At 48.8% G+C, this 23,411-nt stretch carries 26 protein-coding genes; 3 read left to right on the top strand and 23 right to left on the bottom strand.

The genetic code is table 11. The features are described 5' to 3' along the window. Position 1: 1 nt before the first annotated feature. From traB to traM, 7 genes are all read right to left on the bottom strand, one after another. Entirely contained in the window at positions 2-1,327 is a 1,326-nt protein-coding gene (traB, locus tag ACLBVC_RS23515; RefSeq protein WP_410151642.1) for an F-type conjugal transfer pilus assembly protein TraB, read from the bottom strand. Beyond that, the gene (gene traK / locus ACLBVC_RS23510; protein WP_410151641.1) at positions 1,314-2,051 is read right to left on the bottom strand and encodes a type-F conjugative transfer system secretin TraK; all 738 of its coding nucleotides are present in this window, start codon (positions 2,049-2,051) and stop codon (positions 1,314-1,316) included. The genes traB and traK overlap by 14 nt, the downstream gene beginning before the upstream one ends. Continuing rightward, complete coding sequence (gene traE, locus ACLBVC_RS23505) at positions 2,038-2,604, bottom strand: type IV conjugative transfer system protein TraE (protein WP_410151640.1); 567 nt, start codon at positions 2,602-2,604, stop codon at positions 2,038-2,040. Before traE ends, traK begins: the two co-directional genes overlap by 14 nt. A 19-nt stretch (positions 2,605-2,623) precedes the next feature. After that, a complete protein-coding gene (gene traL / locus ACLBVC_RS23500) occupies positions 2,624-2,932 on the bottom strand; it encodes a type IV conjugative transfer system protein TraL (RefSeq protein ID WP_410151639.1) in 309 nt (102 codons plus the stop codon). A 13-nt stretch (positions 2,933-2,945) separates the two neighbouring features. Further along, positions 2,946-3,287, bottom strand: a complete 342-nt coding sequence (traA, locus tag ACLBVC_RS23495; RefSeq protein ID WP_410151638.1) for a type IV conjugative transfer system pilin TraA — start codon at positions 3,285-3,287, stop codon at positions 2,946-2,948. A 104-nt stretch (positions 3,288-3,391) separates the two neighbouring features. Then, complete coding sequence (locus ACLBVC_RS23490; RefSeq protein WP_410151637.1) at positions 3,392-3,730, bottom strand: TraY domain-containing protein; 339 nt, start codon at positions 3,728-3,730, stop codon at positions 3,392-3,394. A 775-nt stretch (positions 3,731-4,505) separates the two neighbouring features. After that, complete coding sequence (gene traM, locus ACLBVC_RS23485; protein WP_410151636.1) at positions 4,506-4,892, bottom strand: conjugal transfer relaxosome DNA-binding protein TraM; 387 nt, start codon at positions 4,890-4,892, stop codon at positions 4,506-4,508. Positions 4,893-5,323: 431 nt separating this feature from the next. Between traM and ACLBVC_RS23480 the strand changes: the two genes are divergently transcribed. Beyond that, entirely contained in the window at positions 5,324-5,779 is a 456-nt protein-coding gene (locus ACLBVC_RS23480; RefSeq protein WP_410151635.1) for a transglycosylase SLT domain-containing protein, read from the top strand. A gap of 351 nt (positions 5,780-6,130) precedes the next feature. Here the strand turns inward: ACLBVC_RS23480 and ACLBVC_RS23475 are convergent, their stop codons facing one another. From ACLBVC_RS23475 to ACLBVC_RS23435, 9 genes are all read right to left on the bottom strand, one after another. Then, positions 6,131-6,952: a DUF932 domain-containing protein gene (locus tag ACLBVC_RS23475; protein ID WP_410151634.1), complete on the bottom strand. Its 822-nt coding sequence runs from the start codon at positions 6,950-6,952 to the stop codon at positions 6,131-6,133. A gap of 880 nt (positions 6,953-7,832) precedes the next feature. Next, on the bottom strand, positions 7,833-8,111 hold the full coding sequence (locus tag ACLBVC_RS23470) for a helix-turn-helix domain-containing protein (protein WP_195815944.1): 279 nt from the start codon (positions 8,109-8,111) through the stop codon (positions 7,833-7,835). Beyond that, a complete protein-coding gene (locus ACLBVC_RS23465) occupies positions 8,101-8,421 on the bottom strand; it encodes a type II toxin-antitoxin system RelE/ParE family toxin (RefSeq protein ID WP_195815943.1) in 321 nt (106 codons plus the stop codon). The genes ACLBVC_RS23470 and ACLBVC_RS23465 overlap by 11 nt, the downstream gene beginning before the upstream one ends. A gap of 706 nt (positions 8,422-9,127) precedes the next feature. Continuing rightward, the gene (locus ACLBVC_RS23460) at positions 9,128-9,382 is read right to left on the bottom strand and encodes a type II toxin-antitoxin system RelB/DinJ family antitoxin (RefSeq protein WP_410151633.1); all 255 of its coding nucleotides are present in this window, start codon (positions 9,380-9,382) and stop codon (positions 9,128-9,130) included. An 87-nt stretch (positions 9,383-9,469) separates the two neighbouring features. Then, positions 9,470-10,330 (bottom strand): DUF4942 domain-containing protein, encoded by an 861-nt coding sequence (locus tag ACLBVC_RS23455; RefSeq protein ID WP_410151632.1) that lies wholly within the window; start codon positions 10,328-10,330, stop codon positions 9,470-9,472. Further along, complete coding sequence (locus ACLBVC_RS23450) at positions 10,320-10,784, bottom strand: DUF3085 domain-containing protein (RefSeq protein WP_410151631.1); 465 nt, start codon at positions 10,782-10,784, stop codon at positions 10,320-10,322. Before ACLBVC_RS23450 ends, ACLBVC_RS23455 begins: the two co-directional genes overlap by 11 nt. 87 nt (positions 10,785-10,871) lie before the next feature. Then, the gene (locus ACLBVC_RS23445) at positions 10,872-11,231 is read right to left on the bottom strand and encodes a hypothetical protein (RefSeq protein WP_410151630.1); all 360 of its coding nucleotides are present in this window, start codon (positions 11,229-11,231) and stop codon (positions 10,872-10,874) included. A 61-nt stretch (positions 11,232-11,292) separates the two neighbouring features. After that, positions 11,293-11,514, bottom strand: a complete 222-nt coding sequence (locus tag ACLBVC_RS23440; protein ID WP_410151629.1) for a hypothetical protein — start codon at positions 11,512-11,514, stop codon at positions 11,293-11,295. A gap of 2,202 nt (positions 11,515-13,716) precedes the next feature. Next, a complete protein-coding gene (locus ACLBVC_RS23435; RefSeq protein WP_410151628.1) occupies positions 13,717-14,166 on the bottom strand; it encodes an NUDIX hydrolase in 450 nt (149 codons plus the stop codon). A 274-nt stretch (positions 14,167-14,440) separates the two neighbouring features. Here ACLBVC_RS23435 and ACLBVC_RS23430 point away from each other — a divergent pair, with 274 nt between their 5' ends. After that, the gene (locus tag ACLBVC_RS23430; RefSeq protein ID WP_410151627.1) at positions 14,441-14,872 is read left to right on the top strand and encodes a bifunctional diaminohydroxyphosphoribosylaminopyrimidine deaminase/5-amino-6-(5-phosphoribosylamino)uracil reductase RibD; all 432 of its coding nucleotides are present in this window, start codon (positions 14,441-14,443) and stop codon (positions 14,870-14,872) included. Between the two features lie 154 nt (positions 14,873-15,026). On the opposite strand, the gene ACLBVC_RS23425 is transcribed toward ACLBVC_RS23430, so the two are convergent. Both ACLBVC_RS23425 and ACLBVC_RS23420 read right to left on the bottom strand, forming a co-directional pair. After that, on the bottom strand, positions 15,027-15,494 hold the full coding sequence (locus tag ACLBVC_RS23425) for a GNAT family N-acetyltransferase (RefSeq protein WP_410151626.1): 468 nt from the start codon (positions 15,492-15,494) through the stop codon (positions 15,027-15,029). A 365-nt stretch (positions 15,495-15,859) separates the two neighbouring features. Continuing rightward, positions 15,860-16,525: a GntR family transcriptional regulator gene (locus ACLBVC_RS23420; protein ID WP_410151625.1), complete on the bottom strand. Its 666-nt coding sequence runs from the start codon at positions 16,523-16,525 to the stop codon at positions 15,860-15,862. Between the two features lie 193 nt (positions 16,526-16,718). On the opposite strand from ACLBVC_RS23420, the gene ACLBVC_RS23415 reads away from it, so the two are divergent. Further along, positions 16,719-17,207, top strand: coding sequence for an OsmC family protein (locus ACLBVC_RS23415; protein WP_410151624.1), 489 nt, complete (start codon positions 16,719-16,721; stop codon positions 17,205-17,207). Between the two features lie 628 nt (positions 17,208-17,835). Here the strand turns inward: ACLBVC_RS23415 and ACLBVC_RS23410 are convergent. The 5 genes from ACLBVC_RS23410 to ssb form a co-directional block, all read right to left on the bottom strand. Beyond that, positions 17,836-18,597 carry a plasmid SOS inhibition protein A gene (locus tag ACLBVC_RS23410; RefSeq protein ID WP_410151623.1) on the bottom strand — a complete coding sequence of 254 codons (762 nt, stop codon included), beginning with the start codon at positions 18,595-18,597 and terminating at the stop codon, positions 17,836-17,838. After that, entirely contained in the window at positions 18,594-19,040 is a 447-nt protein-coding gene (locus tag ACLBVC_RS23405; protein WP_410151622.1) for a conjugation system SOS inhibitor PsiB family protein, read from the bottom strand. Before ACLBVC_RS23405 ends, ACLBVC_RS23410 begins: the two co-directional genes overlap by 4 nt. Before the next feature lie 37 nt (positions 19,041-19,077). Then, on the bottom strand, positions 19,078-21,159 hold the full coding sequence (locus ACLBVC_RS23400) for a ParB/RepB/Spo0J family partition protein (protein WP_410151621.1): 2,082 nt from the start codon (positions 21,157-21,159) through the stop codon (positions 19,078-19,080). A gap of 68 nt (positions 21,160-21,227) precedes the next feature. Further along, positions 21,228-21,458, bottom strand: a complete 231-nt coding sequence (locus ACLBVC_RS23395) for a DUF905 family protein (RefSeq protein WP_410151620.1) — start codon at positions 21,456-21,458, stop codon at positions 21,228-21,230. A 58-nt stretch (positions 21,459-21,516) separates the two neighbouring features. Beyond that, the gene (gene ssb / locus ACLBVC_RS23390) at positions 21,517-22,074 is read right to left on the bottom strand and encodes a single-stranded DNA-binding protein (protein ID WP_410151619.1); all 558 of its coding nucleotides are present in this window, start codon (positions 22,072-22,074) and stop codon (positions 21,517-21,519) included. Between the last annotated feature and the right edge of the window lie 1,337 nt (positions 22,075-23,411).

The raw sequence follows: 23,411 nt of genomic DNA, 5'->3' as shown, positions 1-23,411 counted from the left end.
ATTACTCTCCATTATTCGTATACGGCTGGACCACATCGCCCACTTTGAAATCTTTCAGCTGGTTCATCATGTTCGGGGTGCTGACGGCCTCGCTGGCATTGCTGGTCGCCTGCTGCAGCTGCGTTTTGCGCGCTTTTTTCAGCCGCGCTTCTTCGATGGTTTCCAGCTGGAAGCCGTCCTGAAACACCACGGTGACTTCGTTACCGGCTCCGATCGGAATGATCGGGTGGTACTGTTCGGCGCGTTTGATGTAGTAATCGGACAGGGTTTTCGCCGCCTGGCTGACGCCGCCGCCCGCACCGGCCGCTGCCACGTCGCCGGCCCCCATACTGGCCGTTGCGCCTAATCCGACCTGCGGCGTCGAGGCCTGTGAAATGCCTTTGCCAATGCCGTCCACGAATCCGGCCCCAAACGCCCAGCCTAGGATTTTGCCGTTGCGCATCACCACCGTGCCCTTGATGCCGTTTTTGCCCATAAAGCTGACGTGGCCGGGAATTTTCTGGTCGATGATGTCGCTTCCTTTATTGCAGCTGATGCTGCGGGTGCGCACTTCGGCGCGTTCGCTGGAGACGTCGCCGTAGGCTTCCGCCGTCACAAAGCAGCCCGTCAGGTCATACTCTTTGTCATTCGGCATTTGGGTTTTTCCGGTCAGGCGAAACTGCATCGGCGCCGTGTTTTGCGCACCGGTGACGGCGGCGTTGGCGTCAGCGCCCTCGATGACCAGCGCCTCGGTGAAGCTGCCGGACGGGATATAAGGCAGTGCGGGCTTTTTTGACTGGCTCTCATAGCTGAAGGCCGTGTTTTCAATGCCGCCCGCTTTGGGTGGCATAGGCGCAAAGGTGGTTTCCCCCGCCTGCGCTACGCCCGCGCCCGGATAGAACTGCGTCGGCGGCGGAACAGCGCCGGGCAGCGGCTGGGTCATTGACGGTACCGGTTCGCCAGACGGCGCGTTATTAGCCGCCTCAAGCTGGGTCTGCAGCAGCTTGTTGTCTTCTTCCAGTGAGTTAATGCGCTGCTGGTCACCCTTACGGTCGCGCGACAGCGCGTCCAGCTCCGTGCGCAGCGCGTCCATTTCTTTACGGACTTCCTTGCTGGTGACCTGAGATTCGGTGATCGCACTGCGCTGCACCTTGTCATCAAAGGTGGTGTTCACCACGCCGGTCATATCCGGCGCCGGTTCACGGGCGGCGGCTTTCGTTTTGGCTTCTTTTTTCAAAGACAGGTTCGAGGCATACCAGCCCGTACCGACAGCGGCGGATATCCCGAGAACTGCCGCAATAAACAGGGCGATCTGCTTACGTTTGACCAGCGCATTAATGTTGGCCATCGCTGACCTCCTGCGCACGGGTGATATACACGGTCACCGACGTGCCCGGCAGCAGCGAGAGCGCGGACGGGCTAAACATCACCGCGCGAACGCCCGTTCGCCAGAAATCCTGCTCTTTCATCGCCACGGCGTAGGCAAACGGATTAGACACGTGGTAGCGAACAACCCGCAGTGCGTTGCCCGTCCAGGCTTCTTCCGCCGTCATGGACAGCGCTGCAGGCGCAGACAGGCGGTCATATTCGGTGCTGGCCGGTGCATACCCTTCCGGCATGCGGTTTTTAAGAATGGATTTATTGAGCTCCACCAGCAGGGACTCATACGGCTGGCTGGTTTCCCACGTTTTTGCCGCAGGACGTGCCACCGGTTCACTATTCAGCAGGCGGTAGCTGCGCCCTTCACCCGCGCGGGGCGTCGCCTGCACTGACACGACCTGACCGTGCTCGGTTTCGATAAAGATTGTGAACGGCTTGTCGGAGGTTGAGGAAAACAGTACCGCGCCGTCTCGGGTGTTTCGTTTGTCGGTCAGCTTGCCCGCCGCGCTGCTGATGCCAGTGATACGGTCGCCCGGGATCACGATAAGATTCGGGTTGGTATTGCTGACCGTCAGCTGAAACTGGCCGTGAGGCGGAAAGCTCAGGGACACCGGCGCGGTGGCGGCCATCACCTGTGCAGACAGGAATGCACAGGACACCAGGCTGAGCAGCAAACGTTTATTTTTTCGCATCGTCCGCCTCCAGGAATGCGGCAATGGTGGTGACGCCGCCGGCGTAGTCGAGCTTGAGCTGATAATGCTTAATCTCAGAGGCAGGTTTGCCGTTGCCAATCCAGGTATTAAGCACGCCGCGAATATCCACAATGCCTTCCACCGGATACACCTTAATCTGCGTCTGATAGAAGGCGCTGCTGACTTCATTTTGCTTTATGCGGCGCGCTTCGCCGGCGAGCGTCACTTTGAAATCAGCCTGCGCGCCGGGTCTGGCGAAGGAGAGTAAGAATTCGTGCTGGGCGTCGACGGTTTCCGGCGACACGTTGAGGCGCAGGGACAGAAACGACAGGGCCATCATCTGCATATAGCCCGGGCTGGTTTCAGACTCCGACGTCCAGAACGGCGCCGTAAACGCCATCGGCACCGTAGTTGTTTTCTGATGTGCTGATAGATACCGGTTTTGCCCAACCAGCAGAATGACGGATACCAGCGCGAGAACGAGCAGCAGAAAAAGCGCCGCCATCGTCCAGGCGATAATTTTATTTGAGGAATTACGGGCCGAAAGTTCCATAATACAGTCCCTGATTTATTTACTTAATCCATTGCCGAAAACTTGAGTCGGGGATGACCTTGAAGACGGTGCGAAATAAGACGGTGGGGAAATGCCAGTACAGAACGTTATAGAGCCACATACTGCCCTTCCCCCTTTTTGCACTGTGAATACAAAACCAAATCAGCACCGCTAATCCCATTCCGAATAATGCTTTTTGCGTCAATATCCCCCAGATTAAAACGGGGATAGAGGGAATAGCTTCATCATAAGGTAATCCGAGAAAGCGGCGCTGTTCACTCAATGTTTTCGGGAAACGGTATTTATCAAGATTGTTTCCCGCATTCATTATTTAATCCCAATTAACCTGCCAGACCGAACCCGATAGTGGTAAATACGATAACGACCGCAATACCGAACAGCATGAACATGTTCTTTGTTTTGATATATGTGATAATACCGACGATCACCTCTGCCAAAATAATCCATTTGGCAATGGCGGAGTCAGCACCGAAGGTTCCGGTCACTGTTTCTTTACCGGCGGCCATCAAATCTTCAGCAAAGGCATTATTGGAACATAACATCAGCGCCGCAATAGCCGGAATAATTCCACCTGCTGCTTTGCGCGCCTGATTAATTTCGCTGAAGGTTGATTTCGCTTTTTTAAAGACAGAGATACCCTTTGCCTTGATAGACAATTTCATAATTTACTCCATGTAAAATTTAAATTAGGGTTTCGGGTAACAATGTTACGCCGTCATAACGCTATCTAAAAAGGGATAGCGTTATAACTGGATAACAGATGTTTTTAACTTATCCTCCTCCCAATGCTTGCAATTCCTGAAAATTTCGACAGATGGTCCTGAATTCTAAGTGAAGCTTCTTTAGACTTATCCCTGGCATTGATAATCGCGCAAATCGAAAGTTTTTTATTGATATCTATAGGGATGCCGACAGTAAGGGATACAGTACCGCCAAGCTTTGTTTTGTCAGGCACAATTGAGTTAAGAGAGTTATTCAAATGGTCTTGTAATCGAATACTCGCTTCTTTAGCTTTGGAGCGAAAACTTCTTTCCGATGATTCAGAAAGAAATTCGTCAAAAGTTAATGGTAACTCGACAACAAGTCTTATTTCCTTTTTTTTCATTTACTCGACTCCATTCGCAATAAGATTTGAATAAATAATAAGCCGAAATCTCAAAAACTCAAAGTTGTATATATCAACCTAAATTTGAATTAATAATACCCAGTCCCCACCTGCGATACAGATCGATTTTGCCAAAAAAGCCGCCAACCTTAATGTAAAGAAATGTCAGCAAAAAAACGTGATTTCAGAGGGACATTACATGCCAGAAGAAAAGAATGAGTGGGGAAATGCTAGGCGCTCCCAAGAACGAACGCGCCTAACAAATCAAATCAGGGGGATGTTCTAGTCGTTTCCCAAAGGCATTAAATAGACGCGACCACCCACTAACAATCTAATAAGAAAGACATTTCTTAATGCTTCGCGCGAAGGTACATCATAGCGCCTTATACACTCACTGAGTGTCTTTGTAGCCGATTGGACTGAAACGCTACGATATAGAGAAATGTCCTTAAGAGAGAAACCCGTACAAAAAAGAATCAAGGTCTCACGCTGTATGTCGGTAAGTTCGGGAAAAATATTGCGGAAATAAATAGAATCAGTAATATTCATTATAGCCATAGCAACCTCTTATGCAGGATGTTTGTGGTGAGTTGGTAATAGAGATGGGCGTCTCTATTACCAACGTTAACGAGTTTCGGAATACTTCTTTAATATACCTTCTTTAAGGTTGAAAATTCAAAGTTATTATCTATATTATTTGAATTAGATCCGATATATATAATTTATTTATAGATCAAACCAGATGGTTCCCCTAGGAATATTCGCGCGCAAATTCTTATTCATCCTCATACATCTGCGGGAAAAACTGTTCCATTATTGTATCCACTCCACTCTTAATTTGGGCAGACATTCTAGAAAGTTCAAAATCATCAATCCCTTTGACTTCAGTACTTCTGGAAGAAATTCTGAGTAGTTTCTGAGATATAAGACTGGTTTTAATCATGTTCTCAAGCATAACCTTGTTAAATTCAACCTGGCTGAATCCACCTTCCTGCCTGTTTCGCTGAAGTTTGTATACTCGTAGACCAAGCTCAACCAGCATTGATGTCGTATTCGATAAATTAGCTTCAAACCTATCAGCGCCTTCAGCTCTCTTCTCCAGAACGATATTATTGATTTCTTCTTCAATAACGGAACTAACAAATGTTTGGATCTTTGGCATATTCATTCCTTAAATGTGCAGCTGATATGCTAGAGCCTAAAATAGACTCTAGCACGGTTAACACCTTCGTTATCGTGATTCTTGAAGGACTATTTGATGGATTAGATCATAGAGTGCAATCCATGTAAACAACTGAAGAAAATAATTTAATATATATAGTACTCTTACTAGATTCGTTAACGACTATTATAAGAGTATGCTTAGAGCCTACCTTTTATCTAAATCTTAAATGTAAAAACCAATCTTAAGTTAACTAACTGTTTTAAAATATTAATCAGGCAAGATGAAATCTTGCGAGGGGTGTGAGTCTTTTGGTTAGAGGAGCAGGCATTTCTATACTGTCACTTTTTCCGGACTTGTGAATAACCGCACTTGGCATTTCCTGGTGAAAATGTGAGGATGTAGCACGGTCAGAGTTAATGGAATTAATAATGCTAAGGATTGTCACCGTGCTTTGTTTCATGTTCACGTTCGCCGCCAATGCCTCAGATTGTTTTGATGCAGCAGGAAGGGACTATCATATTGATCCAGATCTCCTGCGCGCAGTTGCATTCCGGGAGTCATCGATGAATTCACATGCGATGAATATCGTTAGCCCTGATAAATACGCTGTGGGTGAAATGCAAATCCACTCACAAAACTTTGCTCATCTCTCACAGTTTGGTATAACACCGCAGTCGTTGTTCTCTGACCGGTGCATGAATGTTTACACGGGCGCTTATTATCTTGCCATAGCCTTCAAGCGCTGGGGGGTAAAGTGGGAGTCTGTCGGCGCATATAATGCAGGCTTCTCTCAAAAACCTGAGCAGAAGGAAAAACGACTGAAGTACGGAAAAGAAGTCCACCAGATTTACATGGAAATTAAAAATCAGAAAGCACCTCAGTAGGTATTATATCGGCAACGACTTATCCACATATCCATATGAAGCCAGCAAGGTTATTTTATCTCCCCAAGGTCTGGTGAAATAGCCGCAGCGCATTTTAACCTGTTCAGGGTTAAAATGACTGATTGTGGGTATGTGGGTAAGTTGTTCTATTCAGGGCGCCCCTGGGGCAGCGGGAAGATGGAAAGTCTTTTATTTCCATCGGGGCGGGCGGGGAATAAAATGCGTGCCGCTCGATGCGGTATGCGTTTTACAGGCGCGCACGGAAAAATATTAGCATCAACTGCTGATACCTTAAATGAATTAAAGCCGCTCATATCTTCAAAACTGGTTATAAATGAGCGGCTACGGACATTATGATTTCAATTGAATAATCTCTTGTGCCATTCTCCATAACGCCTGATTGAGCTTAATATCACCATCAATTCCGGTCACCTCCCGCGTTCTTATCCGTTTTCCTTTTTCTGTACGACCGCTTATTCCGCCCTTCATCACATTTTCCTGAATACGGTTAAATGTTGTCCATAAATCATTCCGGTCATCTTCCCAGCGGCGGTGCCTTATAACCTGCTCTGCCGTAATCGGGGCGGTTTTCCCTTCATATTTATATTCCAGTGCCGCAGTCCCGAGTAATAATCGCTCCGGTTCAGTCAGCTGAATACTGCGCATCTTATCGATATTTTCATCGACATTGTCAAAGGTCCGCAAAACTTCGTAAGCACCTTCAATGACCCGCCCGATAATATCGCCCTTATGGGGCACGCTGATTTCACCAAAATCCTTCCAGGCAACAAGACCATTTGTACAAATCTGCCGGAACATTCCGGGGATCATTTTGTAACTGCTTGAGCCGTCATGGCTGTTTAGTAAAATAATTTCCGGTACTTCCTTGCCGTCAATCTGGTCATGACGGCGCAGGCGTAGTAAATGTTTTGTGAATTCCCGCTTGTCTGCAATCCGTGTTCTGGACTGCGTTGCATAATAAGGCTGGAATCCCTCATCACGTAATTTATCCAATAACGTGATTGTCGGAATATAAGTATAACGCTCTGAACGCGAATCATGCTTTTCAGCTGAAAAGGCGCTCGGAACAATTAACTGAAGTTCTTCATTCGTCAGCGGACGGTTTTTACGGACAGATGACGGTAAGCGATAACGGCTGGCAAAACTGATCATAATGTTTGTCCTCTCAGGCAATGAAAATAATTGGCATTCGTTGTGTATTTAACCCCTCACCCGTTGAGTTGACGGGGCCGCGGTTTTAACGTTTTGCGGGAACCTGCTGAACGCTCCGGCTGGTTGTTACCTTCACCCGTTTGAGAGCCGTTCGCCGCAGGGGCGAAACAAAGCACTGACCGGAGCAGATGTCCGGGGGGAGCGGGAAATTTTTCCGGTCTAATGGAGCCTGCGAAATGGCCGGAGAAAATTTATTGCGAAAGGCTGGCCGTCCCTAGACCACAAGGCGGACTGTGCTTGTCTCAGCCCCGGCGAATGGACTCAGAGGGGTGAATGCATAAACAGGAAATGAGCAGGTTACCGCCGCAACGACAGTAAGCGCGTGCGCGTAACGGCGTTGCCCTTTGCAACCCATCGTGATTTTGGTTTTCCGACGGGTTGTCGGGAGCGCAGGCAACGGCGTGACAACGCGGCGCATCCGTTTACGGATGCTGCAAGCGGAATTTTCGCGTCAGGATGGAAGCCCGGAGGGCAGAGACAGCTTGTCTGGCTCTGTTAACGACAGCCGTGCCCGGGGGCGACGTCCACAAGCAGCATTTATTACCCTACAATCAGCACAGAAGGAAAACACAAAGGGATCCCGAACACTACAGCTGAAACGATAATAAGAAGAGAATTAAGGGGCAGACGGAAGAAGCAAATGACTTCTGTCCGTGTCGAATTTTACTGGAAAACAGCCGCGGCAAAGCCGCAGCCGTTTCGTTTTTAGTTTATCCGCGCAGGCTGAAGCGCGAACATAATCTAACCCTGAGAATGTCCATCGATGTCTATTAATGAGATATCCGAACTGAGTACAGCTCGATGAAACATTGTTGCGGGTTCAGATCTGTTGCAACTTAAAGCTGATACCACATGCACGCGCATATCGGATGAGTGTTTCATAGCTCATTTTGGTAGCATTTTTTTCCATTCTGCTGATTGTAGGCGGCTTAATCCCCATACGTTCCGCTACCTGAGCAGAGGTTAAACCGGCTTCAATACGCCAACCCTGTAATGTCTGTTGAAGGCGTTCTAACGCTATTTCGGCTTCATACGCAGTGCGGTACTCAGGATCTTGCATGGATTCAGTATGAATTTGATCGAGTGTCTTAAATTTCATTATTCATCTCCTTGAGTCTTCGGAGTGCTGTTTCTATCTCGCTACGAGGTGTTTTGGCCGATTTTTTTATAAATATACGAAGTAAAAAAATCCGCTCACCGGCCTGATATACCCACACTCCACGGGCGATATCAGTTCCCATCGTCCTGATCTCAAATAATCCATCTCCCAAAGGCTTTGTGTCCGGCTCTCTTAGTAAGCGCGGGTTGACCTCTAATTTTTGCAGTAACCGGGTCATCTTTGCCCTGATTGTGGCAGGCAATGCTATAAATTCCAGTTCAGCTTCATCATGAAAAATTACTGTGAACACATGTGTTCCTCCATGAAACAATGTTAGCCTTAAAGCTATCTTAGCTCAAGAGCTAATTTACCTTTTTTTTATCCATCAGTACAGGCTTCACAATACTCGCTCATCAGCTTTTACACATGAAGGGGGTAACATGCAGGTGTTATGTGGAATTTGCGTCAGGATGGAAGCCCGAAGGGGCAGAGACAGCATGTCTGGCTCTGTTTACGCAGCCGTACCCGTAGGGTGACGCCCGGCAGACAAAAGTTATTGAAAAACGCTTAAGCAAGGCGAGTAAGAAGAATCAAAAGATGAGTAAGAGAAGGTATATGAAAAGTAGCACTTTTCTGATGGGGTACAACTAAGGGGTTAGTCTGCGAAGGGGCTGGAAATGAAAGCGGGAGAACGGCAGCGGCGTAGCCGCAGCAGTATACCAGGAGAGTTTTTACCGGTGGCAGGAAAGACTTATGAAGGTATCCGGTTTTCAGCATCAGAATATGTTTCTGTTTTTCACGCTTTCCGAAAGCAATAACAAAAATGATAATTTCCTGATCTATCACATGATAAACCAGCCGAAAACGGACTTTCTCAGCGTAATTTTATAACACCTTTTAAAATTACCTCGATCCTCGGGTCTTCCTGCAACTTTTTATGCTTCTTTCTGATTTATTCCCTGATGGCACAATCAAGTTTCTCCCATCCCACATAAGCCCGTGCAATAAACCTGATCTCAAACCTCATCGATGTTTACCCTGATACGTGCAACAGGATGCGCCATGCGCTCTTTAGCAATTTTGATGATGTCATCACCGTTATCGCTGTCGGCGACCACCACAGTTACAGCAGAAAATGGCAGTTTCTCGTTATCCACAACGTACTGAAACAACTGTCGCATCGCATCGGAAGGATCGATGCCTAATTTTTTTAAGACCTGGGTTGCTTCTTGTTTTAAATTTTCCTCAACGCGGGTCTGCATCCTGCTCATAGAAATCTCCTCAATCGTAATGACGGATATAATGCAAATTGCATCTGCTGCATTTTTGGCGGGAGTAACCCCCGCCAGTATGTTTGATTACAACCTTGAGGGAAGCATAGATGGATAATGGCGGGCAACAATATCGTTTATACGGTCTACCAGTTCGGGCCGTTTAAAGGTGATATGCGCCGTTCCTTTCAGGTAATAGCGCATCGAGAAATATTCGGACTCATAGACCTCACCGGAAAACCGTTCACGTGCGAAATATTCCGCAAATTTCGCCCCCTCCGATACCCTGTAATCTGGAACATTGCGCCCTTCCAGCAGGTAAAAAACTTTGGTCAGATCGTCCAGCTTTGACCTGCCCAATGTGCTGAAATGAATGCGGCCGCTGCTGTAGGAATCCATCAAAAGGGAAACAATGATTTTTTTGCCGAACCTGCACGGGTTGTTGGTCTTGTAATCCCATGACAGCGATTTAAACAGGTCGATCACCCCCTGCTCAAAAGTATCATTTTTGCTTGCGTGAAGTTGGTTAAACGTGGCCAGTACAGTATCAAGCGTAATTTCTGGCATATTTTCGCCAGATAGCTGCCTGTCCCACTCATCCCGCTGCCGCGTGCTCATCAGGGTATACATGCCGGTTTCATTCATCAGCCGATCCCAGATTTTGCCGTCTATGGTTTTTCTGATCGCATTCTGTGCCCGTTGTGGCTGTTTTTCCCAGTTGATCGCTTCTTTTACGCAGATATCGTAACCATGCAGATATTTGGCATTACAGGCGTCCAGAAACAACCGGCGGGCAGAGCCCAGCAATTCCAGTGCATCGGTAAACTGTTTCAGGCCGTTTTCCCGCAAAGCAATAATCCGGTCAATCGCTACCGAAGGGATCATCTCCCCCGCATGCTGTCCGTTGATATCCAGATCGGCAACTGCTGTGTGCTGTTCATTCAGCATGGTTAACCTCCGCATCCCGCGCTTTAACCGCGTACACAAATCCGCTCTCGGTGACCTGCATGACCAGATCGGCGGTGCCTGACTCCACGCTGTCATGCATATCCGGCGACAATGTCACGCATTCCCATATATCACCGCCTGCTACCACTTCGTCTATAGCATTGAAAAATGTCTCAGCATCGTCACTCTGATAGGGGTCAAATCCTTCTGCATAAGAAATATTGCGCTTTCCCCTGACAAAAGATGGCTTTTCAGCCGTCAGATAAATGCCCTCATCCACCAGTAACCACAGCTCGCACGCATTATTTTTTACATCCGCTATCACCGGTGCCAGCGTTTCGGCTTTAAACAATAATTCCTTCGGTATCACCTTTTCCGTCACTGTCGTTGAAAAAGCGGTCTCAGACTTTACAAACTGAGCGGGTGGTGTAATGATTCGTACTTCAGTATTCATGGCATGAACTCCAATCGAGTATTGAAAGCCGGTCTGACTTTCCTAGGGGCAAACCGGCATGACAGGGCAGACGAAAGTCTGCTTTTTTCATTTCTGCAATATAGTTTCTTTGCTTAGCACCTCCTTAGTAATGCGGTTCACAATCGCCTCATGCAGCATCGATCCCTTGTCGCGGAACGTGAAATACCGCTCCCCCACCTTGGCATAAATATCCGTCACGTCGCCGCAGACCATCTCAGCCAGTTTGAAAGATTCGCAATGCGCGTCGCCCTGCCAGTCCTTCGGGTACATCAGCGCGATCGCATCCATAAACGCCGTCAGGGTGATTTCTGATACCTCCGTGTAGGCGATTTTTTCGCACTGTTGCCAGTAAGCCGCTTCTGCTGCTGCGTTCCATTCGAAACGGTCAGTGCTGTTGTAGTCGGTGGTGATTTCAGGTTGATACATGGTGTTTCTCCTTGATTGTGATGACGGGACGATCCCTCCATCGGGTACTATTTGCTCGGAATTACTCAGACTCTTTAAATGCCTTATTCAATTGGGCGAATGCTCCCCGAATAAAGTAATTACAGACGTCAAAACGCGTAAATTTTTCACCATAATGCAGGTGGGCTTCTTCCGCACAGGCCACGTTGCTGTGGGCTTTATCGATAATTCGACGAAGTTTTTTTGAACATCTTTCGGGCGTTTTTCTTGTGGCGGTTTTGACGTTGACGTTATGTGTGTGCATCCGGGTTATCTCCTTAAGGTGAAAATTCATCTAACGGTCTGTTATCTCGCGGCAGGGGCAACGGAGTAACGACGCAGGCGTGAGCAAGGGGCGGAGACAAAAGTTTTACGAGGCACGAGGAAAAGTTTTTGCGGAGTACATTTTACCCCTTGAGGAATGACCAGGCGGTGCTACGTTACAGCCCCGTGCGTGATAACACGGCCGTGTCGAACACGCAGAACCGGACGGATGCACGCACCCGACACGGCGGAACGGCGGGGCGTCTTTAGCGCCGGTGGCCATATCACCGGCAGTTCAGGCGGCGCGGCCACTGGCCGTTGCAAGCCATCAGTTGCGTCAGGATGGAAGCCCGCAGGGCAGAGCCAGCTAGCTGGCTCTGTTCACGACAGCCGAACCCGCAGGGTGACGCCAGGCCTCCGAATTTTTTGCCGTGCAATCAGCTCAGCAGGAAGAAAAAAGGAAGTCACACGCTTCGCTGCAAGAAGCACAAAGCAAATAGCACCAGGAAGATAATGAAAAAGGGTTAAATGAAAGAAGTTAGTCGGGTACGGAGGTACTGCAGAATGCAGAATGCAGAATAACCATAGGGCAGCAGCAGCAGCTGCATATCCGTAAAAGGTGTTAACATCGGCAAAATCTGGCGGAGTTTCTCCCGCCAGTGAGCAGACTCAAAGTCCAGGCGGCGACATATCCAGATACCCGACATGCTGTGGCAGTGGTTGTTTTTAGGGATAAGGCATCATCGGTCACCGAAGACCATGAAAAAGAGTGGCTGCGCAACCCGCTGGGGGTGTTTTAAGCTCGGCAAAAGTCAGGGAGCGAGACCACAGCCAAGTTATGCCAGTTTCGCAGTTCATCCAATAACTCCGGATGGTGAATGAGTACACGGAGTAATTATATAATCAACGGATGCGGCTGTGCCTTCCCCTGCTCATAACGCGAAAATGCATTCACGTCCCACTAAAAACCTCGGGGATTTTTTGATACTAAAATCAAGTTCTCCACCGCCATAAACGAAACACTTCATATTACTTATCCTTGAATAAGACGATCAAAACACCGTTACTGACCGTTAGCTTTAGGCAAAGTCACGCCGGAGACGTGAACAAGAAGATTAAATTAAAATAATTTAAGTGAGGTACAATGTGGCTGAAAAACAGGATTTTTCGTAGAACATTTTTATCGCCTATCGGCGCGATTGAGCATAACCTATAAAACAATTAACTTTAAACTTCATTAAAAGTAACTCAAGAAATATTATATTGGAGAGACAGGAATATGGAAGTTAATAAACCCGCTCAGACCTCAGAACATGAACCTTTGAAGGCTGGCTTTACCGCATTTTCACATCAATCCTTAGTAATGAAACTCGCCCCGTCCCATTCAGTGCCGGAATTGGCGAGTTCAATTAAACCAAGTTTAGGTCAGCCATGTGACACGTTGTTGGCCATAAGTAGGCATCGTAAGGGTGCAGACATCGTTGTGGTGAAATTCTTTGTAAGTACAGGGAGGGACGCTCCCAATAGGTATTTATACTGCATCGCATTGGAAAACAGTCGGGGTGAGATGGTTATGAATGAAGTTCATTCCGACTTTCTTACTGCATGTGAAGTCCACAAACGTCTTAAAGAGATAATTGATGTAGCTTGAGCATATAATAAAAGGTGGAGAGAATGATTAAATTTCACGATATTCATTACCACACGTCCAGTGGTTCAACCGCTGATTAAAATCCTTGGTTCGATTCTAAAGACGACAGCATTTAAATAATAAGCATTGAAATGATTATGCAAAAAAAATATTGGACCGAAGGGGAGTAACTACCTTAAGCCTAAATACTTCAGAGTATGGTTTAAAGAACCGGATAACTAACAGGCGTTTTAATGAATTTTAATAAGCTGGGTTGCGGCTATTTTAATAGATAGCCTCCTGGATGTGGCTGGCCCGGGCGCACTCGTTCATCCAGGCCTTGCCAGTATTACCCATAAACCCGCAATTATTTTCCGGGACTGAGCTCGGAAATAACCTATCGTCCTACATGATGCATGCCAATCATTTTTTGATAGTTGTTTCCCCCAAGTCGTCGGATATCTGCTCAGAGCCAATGTTAGCAGGGGTGCGTGACGTCCGCTGTTCGCTCGTAGTATCCCTTTGGCATACGCATACTGACTGAGGAGCGGAAATATTGCTACGTAGCAGAGGTTACTTACATGTGTCCCAGCCGTATTCTGAGTAACTCTCATCAGCATTAATGGCTTCAATAGCCTGCCTTACATAGGGTATTGTTTCTTCTGGCAGAACCGACATTTTCTTCCAGCTTACTTCGGCATGCTTGTCAGGTTCTGCAAGGAAAGGTACACCACCCCATTCTCGGCAGATAAAATAATGCCCTACCCATGAACGGTTTTCCGTCCACACATGCATGGTATGTGCAAGGGTCAATTCTGAAGGAATTGCGTGCACCCCTGTCTCTTCTTTTAGCTCTCTGACGGCAGCGGTAGAGAGTGTTTCACCTTTTTCTAAGCCACCGGCAGGTAAGCTAAAGCAACCATCCATCCAGCCCGTATTAGATCTTCGGAGCATGCAGAGTTCATCCCCTTTTATAAGCAAAACGAATACTGCTATGGATAGATTATATCTGTCACGGCTCATGTAACAATTGCCCTCAACTAAGAATACTGTCTATATATACATTATTTTTATGCGTTTTGATATCTGTTAATTTTGAAAGTAAATGGCCAATTAGTGTGTTGCATCCATCGGTTGAACTCATAGCTGACATGCGCTCCTTGCAACAGGCAGCAGTGTGCCAAAAGCGGAAGTCTCAAACGTTCAGTACGAGTTAATTGATTTAAATAATGGACATTCATGCCGGATGATTTGAAAATCGTAAGCCTATGATTTACATATTAGGGCATGAAAGCGGATGAGCGAAAATTTAGAATTCATGTTGTTAGCGCTTGAAAAATCACGCCAAGCGCTACCTGGCTGCAGACCAAACCCACCTGTTGGATGCGTGATTGTACATAAACGGGAGGTAGTTTCCGAAGGCTTCACTCAACTTCCAGGCCATCATCATGCAGAGATTGACGCCATTTCAAAACTAACGGTTCCAATTGGTGAATGTGAAATCTTTGTCACACTTGAACCCTGCTCCTATCAAGGAAGAACCCCTTCCTGTGCCTTGACAATTGCTGAGCTAAAACCGCGCCATGTCTATGTAGCCATTGAAGACCCGCATCCTAGAAACTGCGGAGAAGGACTCAGAATTTTAAAAAATGCAGGGGTCAGCTTTACCCTAGGAATTGGAAAACGAGAAGTAGAGAATTTTCTATCGCCTTTTCTGGTGAAGTCCTAGGCAGTGTGGATATAACAAAACTATGCTGGCCATAAAATTTCGGTCCGCTATTCGCTCATAGTTTCCCCTTGAACCTTTAGCGGATAGGCCTGAGTAGTTACGCACCTTAAAATGATTCAAGAAATCTTTATTTCGGGTGCAGTTTTAGTAACCGCTACAATTTTTTGCTCATAAAGACAGTCTTTCCACCCATGAATTTTTCACGTCTATCGATTTCATATCCTAGCGCCGCATATAATGCAATGTTGGCCTCGAATGCTTCGTTCGTCTGCAGGCGAATTTCCCCAATCTTAGCTTGAGCTGCTTTACTTTCAACATGCGACAGTAATCTCCGGCCGATTCCAATTCCTTGCCGGTGGGGATGTACCGCAACATTTTCTATCCAAAGATGATCAGCATGGAGCCATATTTCGATGAGGCCGACGACATCCCCTGCAACAATGGCTAGGTCAATGTCATGCTCACTGACGACTTTATTGAAATCGGCCTTCATCGGGGTCGGTTCACGACCAATGACCGAAATCCATTTGGAATAGGCCTCAAGTACTATCTCACGAACTAATTCTACATCATTTTCTTCCGCGCGGCGGAACCCAACGACGATGTCATGCGATTTGCTCATATAAACTCCTTGAAGCTCGGCTGCCACTAATATGTGCAACATAGCAGGCTGTTCTGCTTTGTGACTAATTAACTCCGGATCGGTGCGGCCAAATCGACGTTGCCACTTCCAGGTTACTGACACTGGATAGAATAATCAAAATGTATAGTTGGAGGTAAAAGAGGTTAGAAGGCATGCTACCGGCCTGGTCGTTAGGGTTGACTTGGTAATTAAGATCTCGCCGTTTGAATCAAATTCAACTGGTCCGTAATGTCCGATCCTCGCTCATAACTGCCCTCTTTACTGTTAGGGCAGCTGAGTGCCAGAAGCGGCTCCTGCAAACGCTCTGCCGTTTGGATTTTTATCGCGAGCAGCAGCTCCCTGGATTACCGATTGGTCATATAGCTTTTTAGAATCAGCCCGGCAGAAAGAATATGTTCAACGGTAAAGTCGCGAGCAGCAGCGGGATCACCCCGCAGGCAGGCGTTTAAAATATGCTCATGTTCATCCTGAAACTTGAGTGTTTCAGACAGTAACCGATGCTGCAATAGTTCATATCTTTCAATCTGCGCTCGTAATCCATTTATCATTTTCAGCAGGCGCTGATTTTTACACTTACGGTATAACAGCTCATGAAATTCCCGGTTGTATTGCCCCTGTTGTGTTGATTCGCTGACGCTACCAAGAAGTTTGTGAACAAGCTCTGCCCGCGTAAGCGTTTCTGAATCCATGTATTGAAGACTCTGAAAAATAGCATCACCTTCCAGTAAAGCACGGAGTTGATAAATTTCGTCAACATCGTGAACGGTAAGCGTCCTGACGACAGCTCCGCGGTTTCTGTTAACGTCAACTAAGCCTTCCCTCTCAAGTTTCTGGATTGCTTCTCTCAGCGGGATGCGGCTGACAGAAAACTGGCTGGCGAGGTCTCTTTCCACTAGACGATCACCGTCCTGCAGCGAACCGTTGTTGATTAAATTTTTTAGCTCAAAAACAAGCATGTCCGCGGTCGAAAGAATAACCGAACTCATAAAACCTACTTTACTTGATGGCATAATGGTATACCATTATACCATCTGTATAAGCACTTTGATAATGATTTACGGTAAGTCGTGCTTCATCTGAGAGTGACTAAACGTAGAGAAGAGAGAGTGGTAAGAATCTCAAAAGCAGATAAATATTTATTTCATTGGCCGACTGAGAGTGTATTGCTAACGAGCAGACATTAAGAACTGGAGCGGGAAATTTATGGAACACAGTTATTCGTCACATATATGTTGGACAGGAAATCTGGGCAAAGGGACAACAGGTTATCGTTCATATGACCGGACATGGGATATTTCTATCGCTGGAAAGGAAATAATACATTGTTCTAATGACCCGATACTGGGTGGTGACCCTGGTAAAATGAATCCGGAAGACCTGCTTATATCCTCTCTTTCTGCATGTCACATGCTGTGGTATTTACATCTAGCATCAGATGCGGGCATCACTGTAATGGATTATGAGGATTCGCCGGTAGCAACAGGAGAGGTGTTAAAAAATGGCGCTGGCCGCTTCCTGTCAGCCGTACTCAGGCCAAAAATTACTGTCGTAGCCGGTACTGATATTGATGCTGCAATGGCTATTCACCATGAGATCCATAAAGTGTGCTTTATTGCCAGATCAGTAAACTTCCCTGTGAACTATGGCCCTGAGTTTATTATCTCTGACGAAGCGCATTCTGTAACGGTGTAAAACTCAATGCCGGATAAGGCCGGTTAGCGGGACGATAGCTAACAGTTACTGTATCAGGCAAACCTCCGTTCATCGCTCAAAACTGCCAGGAATGGTTGTACCCACAACTAATTTCGATCTCATAGCCACCACACATGACAGTTGCTTGCAGGCGAGTCGGCACGTCTACAGTGCGGGCACGGCATTGGCGCTAACTTTGAGAAATAATCAGGGCAATAGAATAAAAAGGGAAAAGAGGACAGTGCCGTTAACACCATGTTGTGGAGCAACACGACGTCATTAGCGTTTGCGCCCCGGTGGGGACGGCCACCGGAAACTGGGATGTGTCAGATAAAAAATGCCGCAACGGGAGCCACGGCGATAATAAGTGAGGAACAGGTGAGGCTAAATAATGCCGACTAATCTAAATGTTATTGTGGCTGCAGTTAAAAGCAGTGCGATAACCATGTATAAGTAATTTTTACCCGATTTACTAAACTGGATACTGCAATACACTACTGCGAGTAAATTTAGAATAACTACTAATACAAACATGATAATTTCCTTTATCTGAATGATAAATTGATCTCTCGTACGCCCTTGTATTGCGGCTTCTTTCGCTCTCAGAGTAACTTCCTTTTGTACAAGTCTACCTGACTACAGAACAAAGACTAACATCTCCAGCACACCTGCTCTTACCCCGGACTGTGAGCCTGTTTGACAATAGCAGAGCATCAAACCACTGCACTGCCGTTGGCCGTTTTCCTAGTTCATCGTTTATATTATCAAGAATCGCCCGCAGCGGCTGACCTGAGTAAAATATCTCGCCCTGCTGGCGGGTAAAACGCCCGCCCCACGCCGCTAACATGTCCGTCAGGTCATCGTCATAAATACCCCGCTTTTCCTGCCGTTTGTACCATGCTTCCAGCCCTGTTGGGGTCACAAATGCCAGCTCGATTTCAGCCTGTGCCACGGAAGTCTGATAGCGCCTGCGCTTTTGCTGCCGCGCCTTTTCTTGCAACTTTTCCCTGCGGCTGTAGCTGGCATCCCATCGGCGGTTCTGACGTTCACTCAGACGATAACCGGTTTGCGGGAAATATTGTCCGGCCGCGCAGCCCGACAGCGGCAGCGGGCAAACGCTGCCACGGCTTTCCATCAGTTTATCGAGCGCCGCCAGATAGCGGTCTTTCGGTTCACCGGCACGGTCTTTCGGATCGTAGTTTGAAGCCGCACGGCGCACGTCTGCTGCACTGATGCGCCCCGCCTCCCCGCCGCGCAGCTGCCGCAACAACGCTACAGCATAAGGATACTGTCCCCGCCGGTGCCGACCCTCCTCCACATCAATGATGGCCTGCAGCGCAGCAGCCTGAAACGGATTCACGGGCACTAAGGAAAGGTGACGGGGGATCATACTGCACCCCCAGTTTTTCGCAGCGCTGCAGCCAGTTGCTCAGGGGTGTTCAGTCCGGTGGCAACCAGCGTTTCAAGTGTGCGAAGGGCATCAAAAATCAGCGCTGGCTCAAACGTTTCGCTGCAGCAAAGCCACGCCACCGATGCCCCGCCGTCAAACGGCAAATGCATCTGCCAGAACGGCACGTCGTCGTTGCTGCTGGTCAGGCAAACCACAACCTGCGGGTGAGATTTCAGGGTTAGCCTGATGTTTACCGGCGCACCGGCACCAAACTCACAGCGGTGCTCCATGTCGCACAGCCAGTTATCGGACAGGTGCAGCTGATGGACAACGCCACGGCTCAGGTCGCTACGGGAAGCCTCACCGCGCTCTGCGTACTGCTCCAGTTCACTGCCGTTCATCGCGTGTAACTCGGCAAACGATAATTCATTACATCGGGTCATGTCGTTACTGCCGCCCCTTGCGGAGCGGCATCTCCTGTCAGGCGGCAATATGGGTGGATTGCGTTTCAGTGTCTGAGGCTGCAGCGTCTGTCTCAGTGAAGGCGTCACTTTCCTGCGGTGGAGCCACTTCGTCTGCCACCGGTAGCAGGCAATCCGGCACCCAGCTGGTTAGTACAATTTTGTCTTCAGCCAGCCCGGCAGCTTCGGCCTTTTTCATCTTGAGAGCGTCACGCGATGCCCCTTCCAGACCAGCCTGAGACAAGCTGTCAGAAATCTGCTCTTTGCCGATACGCCCGAAGAAATTGGCCTTAGTCGGCAACCACCAGTCGCGCAGCGTGAAACCCAGCACTGCTTCAACCGGCTCAAGTCGTTCCCCCGCTTTACCCGTTTTATGACTCAGGCGTTCTGATGCCCCGTCCAGCGTTCGGGCAAGGCAATAGCTCATCGCATCAATAAGCGTCTGCGTATCCCATGACAGCAACCATTCCCAGCTGTCGTGCCAGCCTTCCGGCAAAATGGACTGCCACGATGCGTGAATAGCATTGAGGTGCTGCATGGCCAGACTGTCTTCAGATGTCGGGGCATTGGCGAGCAACTGCGACGTTTTAGGATGCAGGGTGACCGTGAAGTTTTTCGGTACATAGCGACCGTGATGGTCAAAAGTGGACGTCAGGCAATCGTGAACGAACATCACCAGCGCTTTGTCCGGCTGTTCTGCCAGCGCGGCCTGGACTGCTAATGTACGTTCACTGGAGAGGCTTTTCACCAACACGGCTGACAGGGATTTTTTCTCCGGCGCGGCGTCAATATCTTCCGTGCGGATGCTGCTCAGATGCTGATTAACACCGGTTTTATCAGTATCACCAACAATCTCCGGCAGGTCGCAGCGCTTCATGACGCCACGGCGAACGGACAGTTCACCGCGCGACAGCGATACCACCACACCGGCTTTTGCGCGAACATCATCAGACCACGCACGGATCGCCGCATCCCCCTCAATTTCTTTAATTTCGGCCTGACATTTTGCTTCGGCATAATCCATCGCCTCAAAGTCGGCCTGATCCTGCTCGCTGCGTTCTGATAGCTCACCCAGCTGCTTATCAAGCGCATCAACGCGGGCTTGCTCTTCGCCGGTCATCACCGGTTCAGGCTGTTTGAGCAGCAGGTAGTTTTCCGCATCTTCCCCGTAAGTGCTGATGCCATCGGGGCGTCCCAAAGCCCACGACCAGCCCTCAGCCTGCGCAACAGACTCCGCAATGCCGGTCAGTTTTTCGCGGGTCAGCGTGGCTAATAAAACGGTATCGCGTATAAAGCCTTCGTCAGTAAAGAGGTCTACGGTAAACCCGCCGCCCGCCTGTTCGTAAGCGTCACGGCCGACGAACATCAGACAACTGTTCCCTTCAGCAGCCACTTCTTTCATTACCGCAGCGTCGCGCAGCTCTCTCGGCGTGCGGTAAATGCCGTAAGCATTTTTCCAGACGTCCAGCTGGCGTTCGTGGTCTTCGGTGGCAGACAGCGCCTGCAGCTGATCGAGGTTGATACTGTCTTCAGCCAGTTCAGCAAGCAATGCCGGAGCCATTCCTGCCAGACGCAGGCATTTGTGTACATGCTTTGTGGTGTACCCCAGCACGCTGCCGATCTGCGCCGCCGTGTCGCCGGTTTCGCTCATTTTGGCGAAGGCCGCAATCTGGTCAGCGGGGTGCATATTTTCACGCTTGCTGTTCTCGGTTTCGGACACATACATTGCCATGCCAGGCTCAACGTTTTTCACCGGCACCGGATAGTCAGCGGTAAGCGATCCGGCCTCAAGCAGCAGATGCAATGCACTCAGGCGGCGTCCACCGGCAGCCACACCCAGCATGCCGTCAGGCATCGGGCACACCACCAGATTTTGCAGGACACCCACGGACAGGATGCTTGCCGCCAGTTCCTGCAACTTCTCCGGATCTGGCTTGTGTTTGCGCACGTTCTGCGCGATGTGAACCAGCTGACTGACCGGCACCATTTCCACCGGTGCGTTCGCCAGCGCCTGCTCTACGGCCTCGGTAACGGCGGCTTTTTTAGGACTGCGGGTGGATTTACTCGCTTTAGATACTGCTTTAGACTCGGTAACTGACATAATTGATTCCTCGTAAGTTTTGATTTATGTCTGCCGGACGCCTCATACGTCCGGAACCTCACAACCTTTTACTGCTTTCTCACACCACAGCTGATGATGTATCTGTTAAGACCCGCCCCTGCTTCAGGCACAAAATTCCACGCCCGCCACACCATCTGCCCGTCAACACGTACGACAAGTCTAAAATGCGTGCCCTGATCGTCTTCGATGGCGATATTCGCGTAAGCGGCGGCGACAGCTTCGGCCTGTTTACGGGTAAATGTGTCGTCCGGCAGCAGAACGTGATGGTTGTTTTCCATGATTCGGTACTCCCTGTTATGCACCGCAAATGCGGGGCGGTTAATGTCGAAGGTCACGCTAGAACGGGATATCATCGTCAAAATCAACCGGCGGGAATTCTCCCCCCTGCGGTGCGGGTTGCTGCGCCGGTGCCATTTTGGTGGCTTTTTTGCCACGCGCGGCTTTTGCCGGTTTCGGGTCAGCCGCGGCTTCGCCGGAATGGGACGGGGCATTGGCCGGAGCCTGTGAACCCCCTGCGTCACCCGACGGACGGTTACCCTGCCCTGCTGCGCTGCCCAGCATCTGCATGGTGCCGTTAGCCTTCACCACGATTTCGGTGGTGTAGCGGTCAATGCCCTGCGCGTCCTGCCATTTGCGGGTCTGCAGCTGGCCCTCGATGTAGACTTTTGCGCCCTTGGTCAGGTATTCACCGGCAATCTCAGCGAGCTTTCCGAACACCACTACGCGATGCCATTCGGTTTTTTCTTTTTGTTCGCCGGTGACTTTGTCACGCCATTGCTCAGAGGTGGCCAGCGTCATACCAGCCACCGCACCGCCGTTTGGCATGTAGCGCAGCTCCGGTGCCTGCCCCAGATTGCCCACGATGATGACTTTGTTAATTCCACGTTCTGCCATGATGACTCTCCTTATCTTTCAGGGCTTTTAGCCCATATCTTCGGTTAGATTCGCTTTGTCGCGACCTTGACGTTTTGTGGTATCCGGCTGAATTTCTGGCTGTGTGTTTCCACATCTCCAGTTGAGTTCCTCCGCCGCAAGGGCGAAAAAACACCGACGAGGGCGAACGTCCAGGGCGAACACGAAAGTTTTCTGAGGAACGAGGAAAAGTTTTGGGGGAGTTTATTTACCCTGGACGGGCGACAGCGGCTGTGTTTTGGTCAGCCCCGGCGAGAGGGACTCAACTGGAGAGGCAGCACCCAAGAGGGATGTAGCGTATACCACCGCAACGCCGGTGAGCGGCAGCGAAACGTCGTTGCCCATCAGCGGCCTGCGGCTTTGTGCTTATCGCAGGCCAGTGAAGCGGCGCGGCCCGTGGCCGCTGCAAGCGTGATGTTGCGTCAGGGATGGAAGCCCGGAGGGCAGAGCCAGCCTGCTGGCTCTGTTCACGACAGCCTGGCCCGTCAGGGGACGCGCTCAAAAGAGACAAAGGCGAAGGAAAGTAATAAAACAACCTAGGCAAGTCAGAAGTATTGGAAAATATAGAAATACCCTAACCACCACCATGACACTGAAGTGCGAAGATGAAGTAATGAGATAAAGTTTCAAATGATGAAAAGTTATCTGGCTCTCCCCCTGCCCTACAGCCTGGTAATCGCCGTATTGGACAGAGATACTCTTCTTATCAATGCCTAACCGCGCACAAAGTTGCTCTCAAACACACTTATCGTATCTGCAAACTGCCAACTTATTAAGCAGCTATCCACCTCTGGCAATTGCGAATGCAGGTAAGATGGAACCTTAAGTATGAGATATGAGATATGAGATGTGAGATGTGAGATGTGAGATGTGAGATGTATTGCATGATCACTCACGCAACAATGAGTAACTTAAATTTTGATACTTATGAAATCATACTTCACAAGGATGAAGTTTTTTCTCAACCAAAATTGCAGCCGCTGCCCGCAGATTTCCTAGCATTATCTTTATTGGCTGACATCAGGTTACCACAACAAGATTCAACCTAAATATCACAAGTGCTAATTATGAACTCATAAGTATGAATTTTGCAGTTATTATCAACCGATATAGCACTGACTTCGTGGGCTTGAGGATGATGACTGATGATTAGCTTTCAAGCCAGAAATTGCTACCCCTCCTTTTCTGATATCCGGAGCGCATGCCACAAATTAGTATGAAGTAGTACTTATGCAATTATCTTCATAACTCACAATGGTGTTACGTGCCTCAGCTCACCAAAGGACCATAGAAATGAGAAAGAACCTTACCACAAGTAT

Origin of the sequence: Rahnella selenatireducens (genome assembly GCF_046449555.1) — a bacterium.
Taxonomy (GTDB): domain Bacteria; phylum Pseudomonadota; class Gammaproteobacteria; order Enterobacterales; family Enterobacteriaceae; genus Rahnella; species Rahnella selenatireducens.
This window is presented reverse-complemented; position numbering and strand designations above follow the sequence as displayed.

Excerpts from the sequence above, each read along its gene's own strand:
- traL (WP_410151639.1), bottom strand. The coding sequence starts at position 2,932 with ATGAATGCGGGAAACAATCTTGATAAATACCGTTTCCCGAAAACATTG.
- ACLBVC_RS23460 (WP_410151633.1), bottom strand. The coding sequence starts at position 9,382 with ATGAGCAGGATGCAGACCCGCGTTGAGGAAAATTTAAAACAAGAAGCA.
- ACLBVC_RS23470 (WP_195815944.1), bottom strand. The coding sequence starts at position 8,111 with ATGAAATTTAAGACACTCGATCAAATTCATACTGAATCCATGCAAGAT.
- ACLBVC_RS23480 (WP_410151635.1), top strand. The coding sequence starts at position 5,324 with ATGCTAAGGATTGTCACCGTGCTTTGTTTCATGTTCACGTTCGCCGCC.
- ssb (WP_410151619.1), bottom strand. The coding sequence starts at position 22,074 with ATGGCAGAACGTGGAATTAACAAAGTCATCATCGTGGGCAATCTGGGG.
- ACLBVC_RS23430 (WP_410151627.1), top strand. The coding sequence starts at position 14,441 with ATGAGCGAAAATTTAGAATTCATGTTGTTAGCGCTTGAAAAATCACGC.
- ACLBVC_RS23440 (WP_410151629.1), bottom strand. The coding sequence starts at position 11,514 with ATGCACACACATAACGTCAACGTCAAAACCGCCACAAGAAAAACGCCC.
- ACLBVC_RS23415 (WP_410151624.1), top strand. The coding sequence starts at position 16,719 with ATGGAACACAGTTATTCGTCACATATATGTTGGACAGGAAATCTGGGC.
- ACLBVC_RS23435 (WP_410151628.1), bottom strand. The coding sequence starts at position 14,166 with ATGAGCCGTGACAGATATAATCTATCCATAGCAGTATTCGTTTTGCTT.
- traM (WP_410151636.1), bottom strand. The coding sequence starts at position 4,892 with ATGCCAAAGATCCAAACATTTGTTAGTTCCGTTATTGAAGAAGAAATC.
- ACLBVC_RS23425 (WP_410151626.1), bottom strand. The coding sequence starts at position 15,494 with ATGAGCAAATCGCATGACATCGTCGTTGGGTTCCGCCGCGCGGAAGAA.
- ACLBVC_RS23455 (WP_410151632.1), bottom strand. The coding sequence starts at position 10,330 with ATGCTGAATGAACAGCACACAGCAGTTGCCGATCTGGATATCAACGGA.
- traB (WP_410151642.1), bottom strand. The coding sequence starts at position 1,327 with ATGGCCAACATTAATGCGCTGGTCAAACGTAAGCAGATCGCCCTGTTT.
- ACLBVC_RS23400 (WP_410151621.1), bottom strand. The coding sequence starts at position 21,159 with ATGTCAGTTACCGAGTCTAAAGCAGTATCTAAAGCGAGTAAATCCACC.
- ACLBVC_RS23420 (WP_410151625.1), bottom strand. The coding sequence starts at position 16,525 with ATGCCATCAAGTAAAGTAGGTTTTATGAGTTCGGTTATTCTTTCGACC.
- ACLBVC_RS23490 (WP_410151637.1), bottom strand. The coding sequence starts at position 3,730 with ATGAAAAAAAAGGAAATAAGACTTGTTGTCGAGTTACCATTAACTTTT.
- ACLBVC_RS23395 (WP_410151620.1), bottom strand. The coding sequence starts at position 21,458 with ATGGAAAACAACCATCACGTTCTGCTGCCGGACGACACATTTACCCGT.
- traE (WP_410151640.1), bottom strand. The coding sequence starts at position 2,604 with ATGGAACTTTCGGCCCGTAATTCCTCAAATAAAATTATCGCCTGGACG.
- ACLBVC_RS23475 (WP_410151634.1), bottom strand. The coding sequence starts at position 6,952 with ATGATCAGTTTTGCCAGCCGTTATCGCTTACCGTCATCTGTCCGTAAA.
- ACLBVC_RS23445 (WP_410151630.1), bottom strand. The coding sequence starts at position 11,231 with ATGTATCAACCTGAAATCACCACCGACTACAACAGCACTGACCGTTTC.
- ACLBVC_RS23450 (WP_410151631.1), bottom strand. The coding sequence starts at position 10,784 with ATGAATACTGAAGTACGAATCATTACACCACCCGCTCAGTTTGTAAAG.
- ACLBVC_RS23410 (WP_410151623.1), bottom strand. The coding sequence starts at position 18,597 with ATGATCCCCCGTCACCTTTCCTTAGTGCCCGTGAATCCGTTTCAGGCT.
- ACLBVC_RS23405 (WP_410151622.1), bottom strand. The coding sequence starts at position 19,040 with ATGACCCGATGTAATGAATTATCGTTTGCCGAGTTACACGCGATGAAC.
- traA (WP_410151638.1), bottom strand. The coding sequence starts at position 3,287 with ATGAAATTGTCTATCAAGGCAAAGGGTATCTCTGTCTTTAAAAAAGCG.
- traK (WP_410151641.1), bottom strand. The coding sequence starts at position 2,051 with ATGCGAAAAAATAAACGTTTGCTGCTCAGCCTGGTGTCCTGTGCATTC.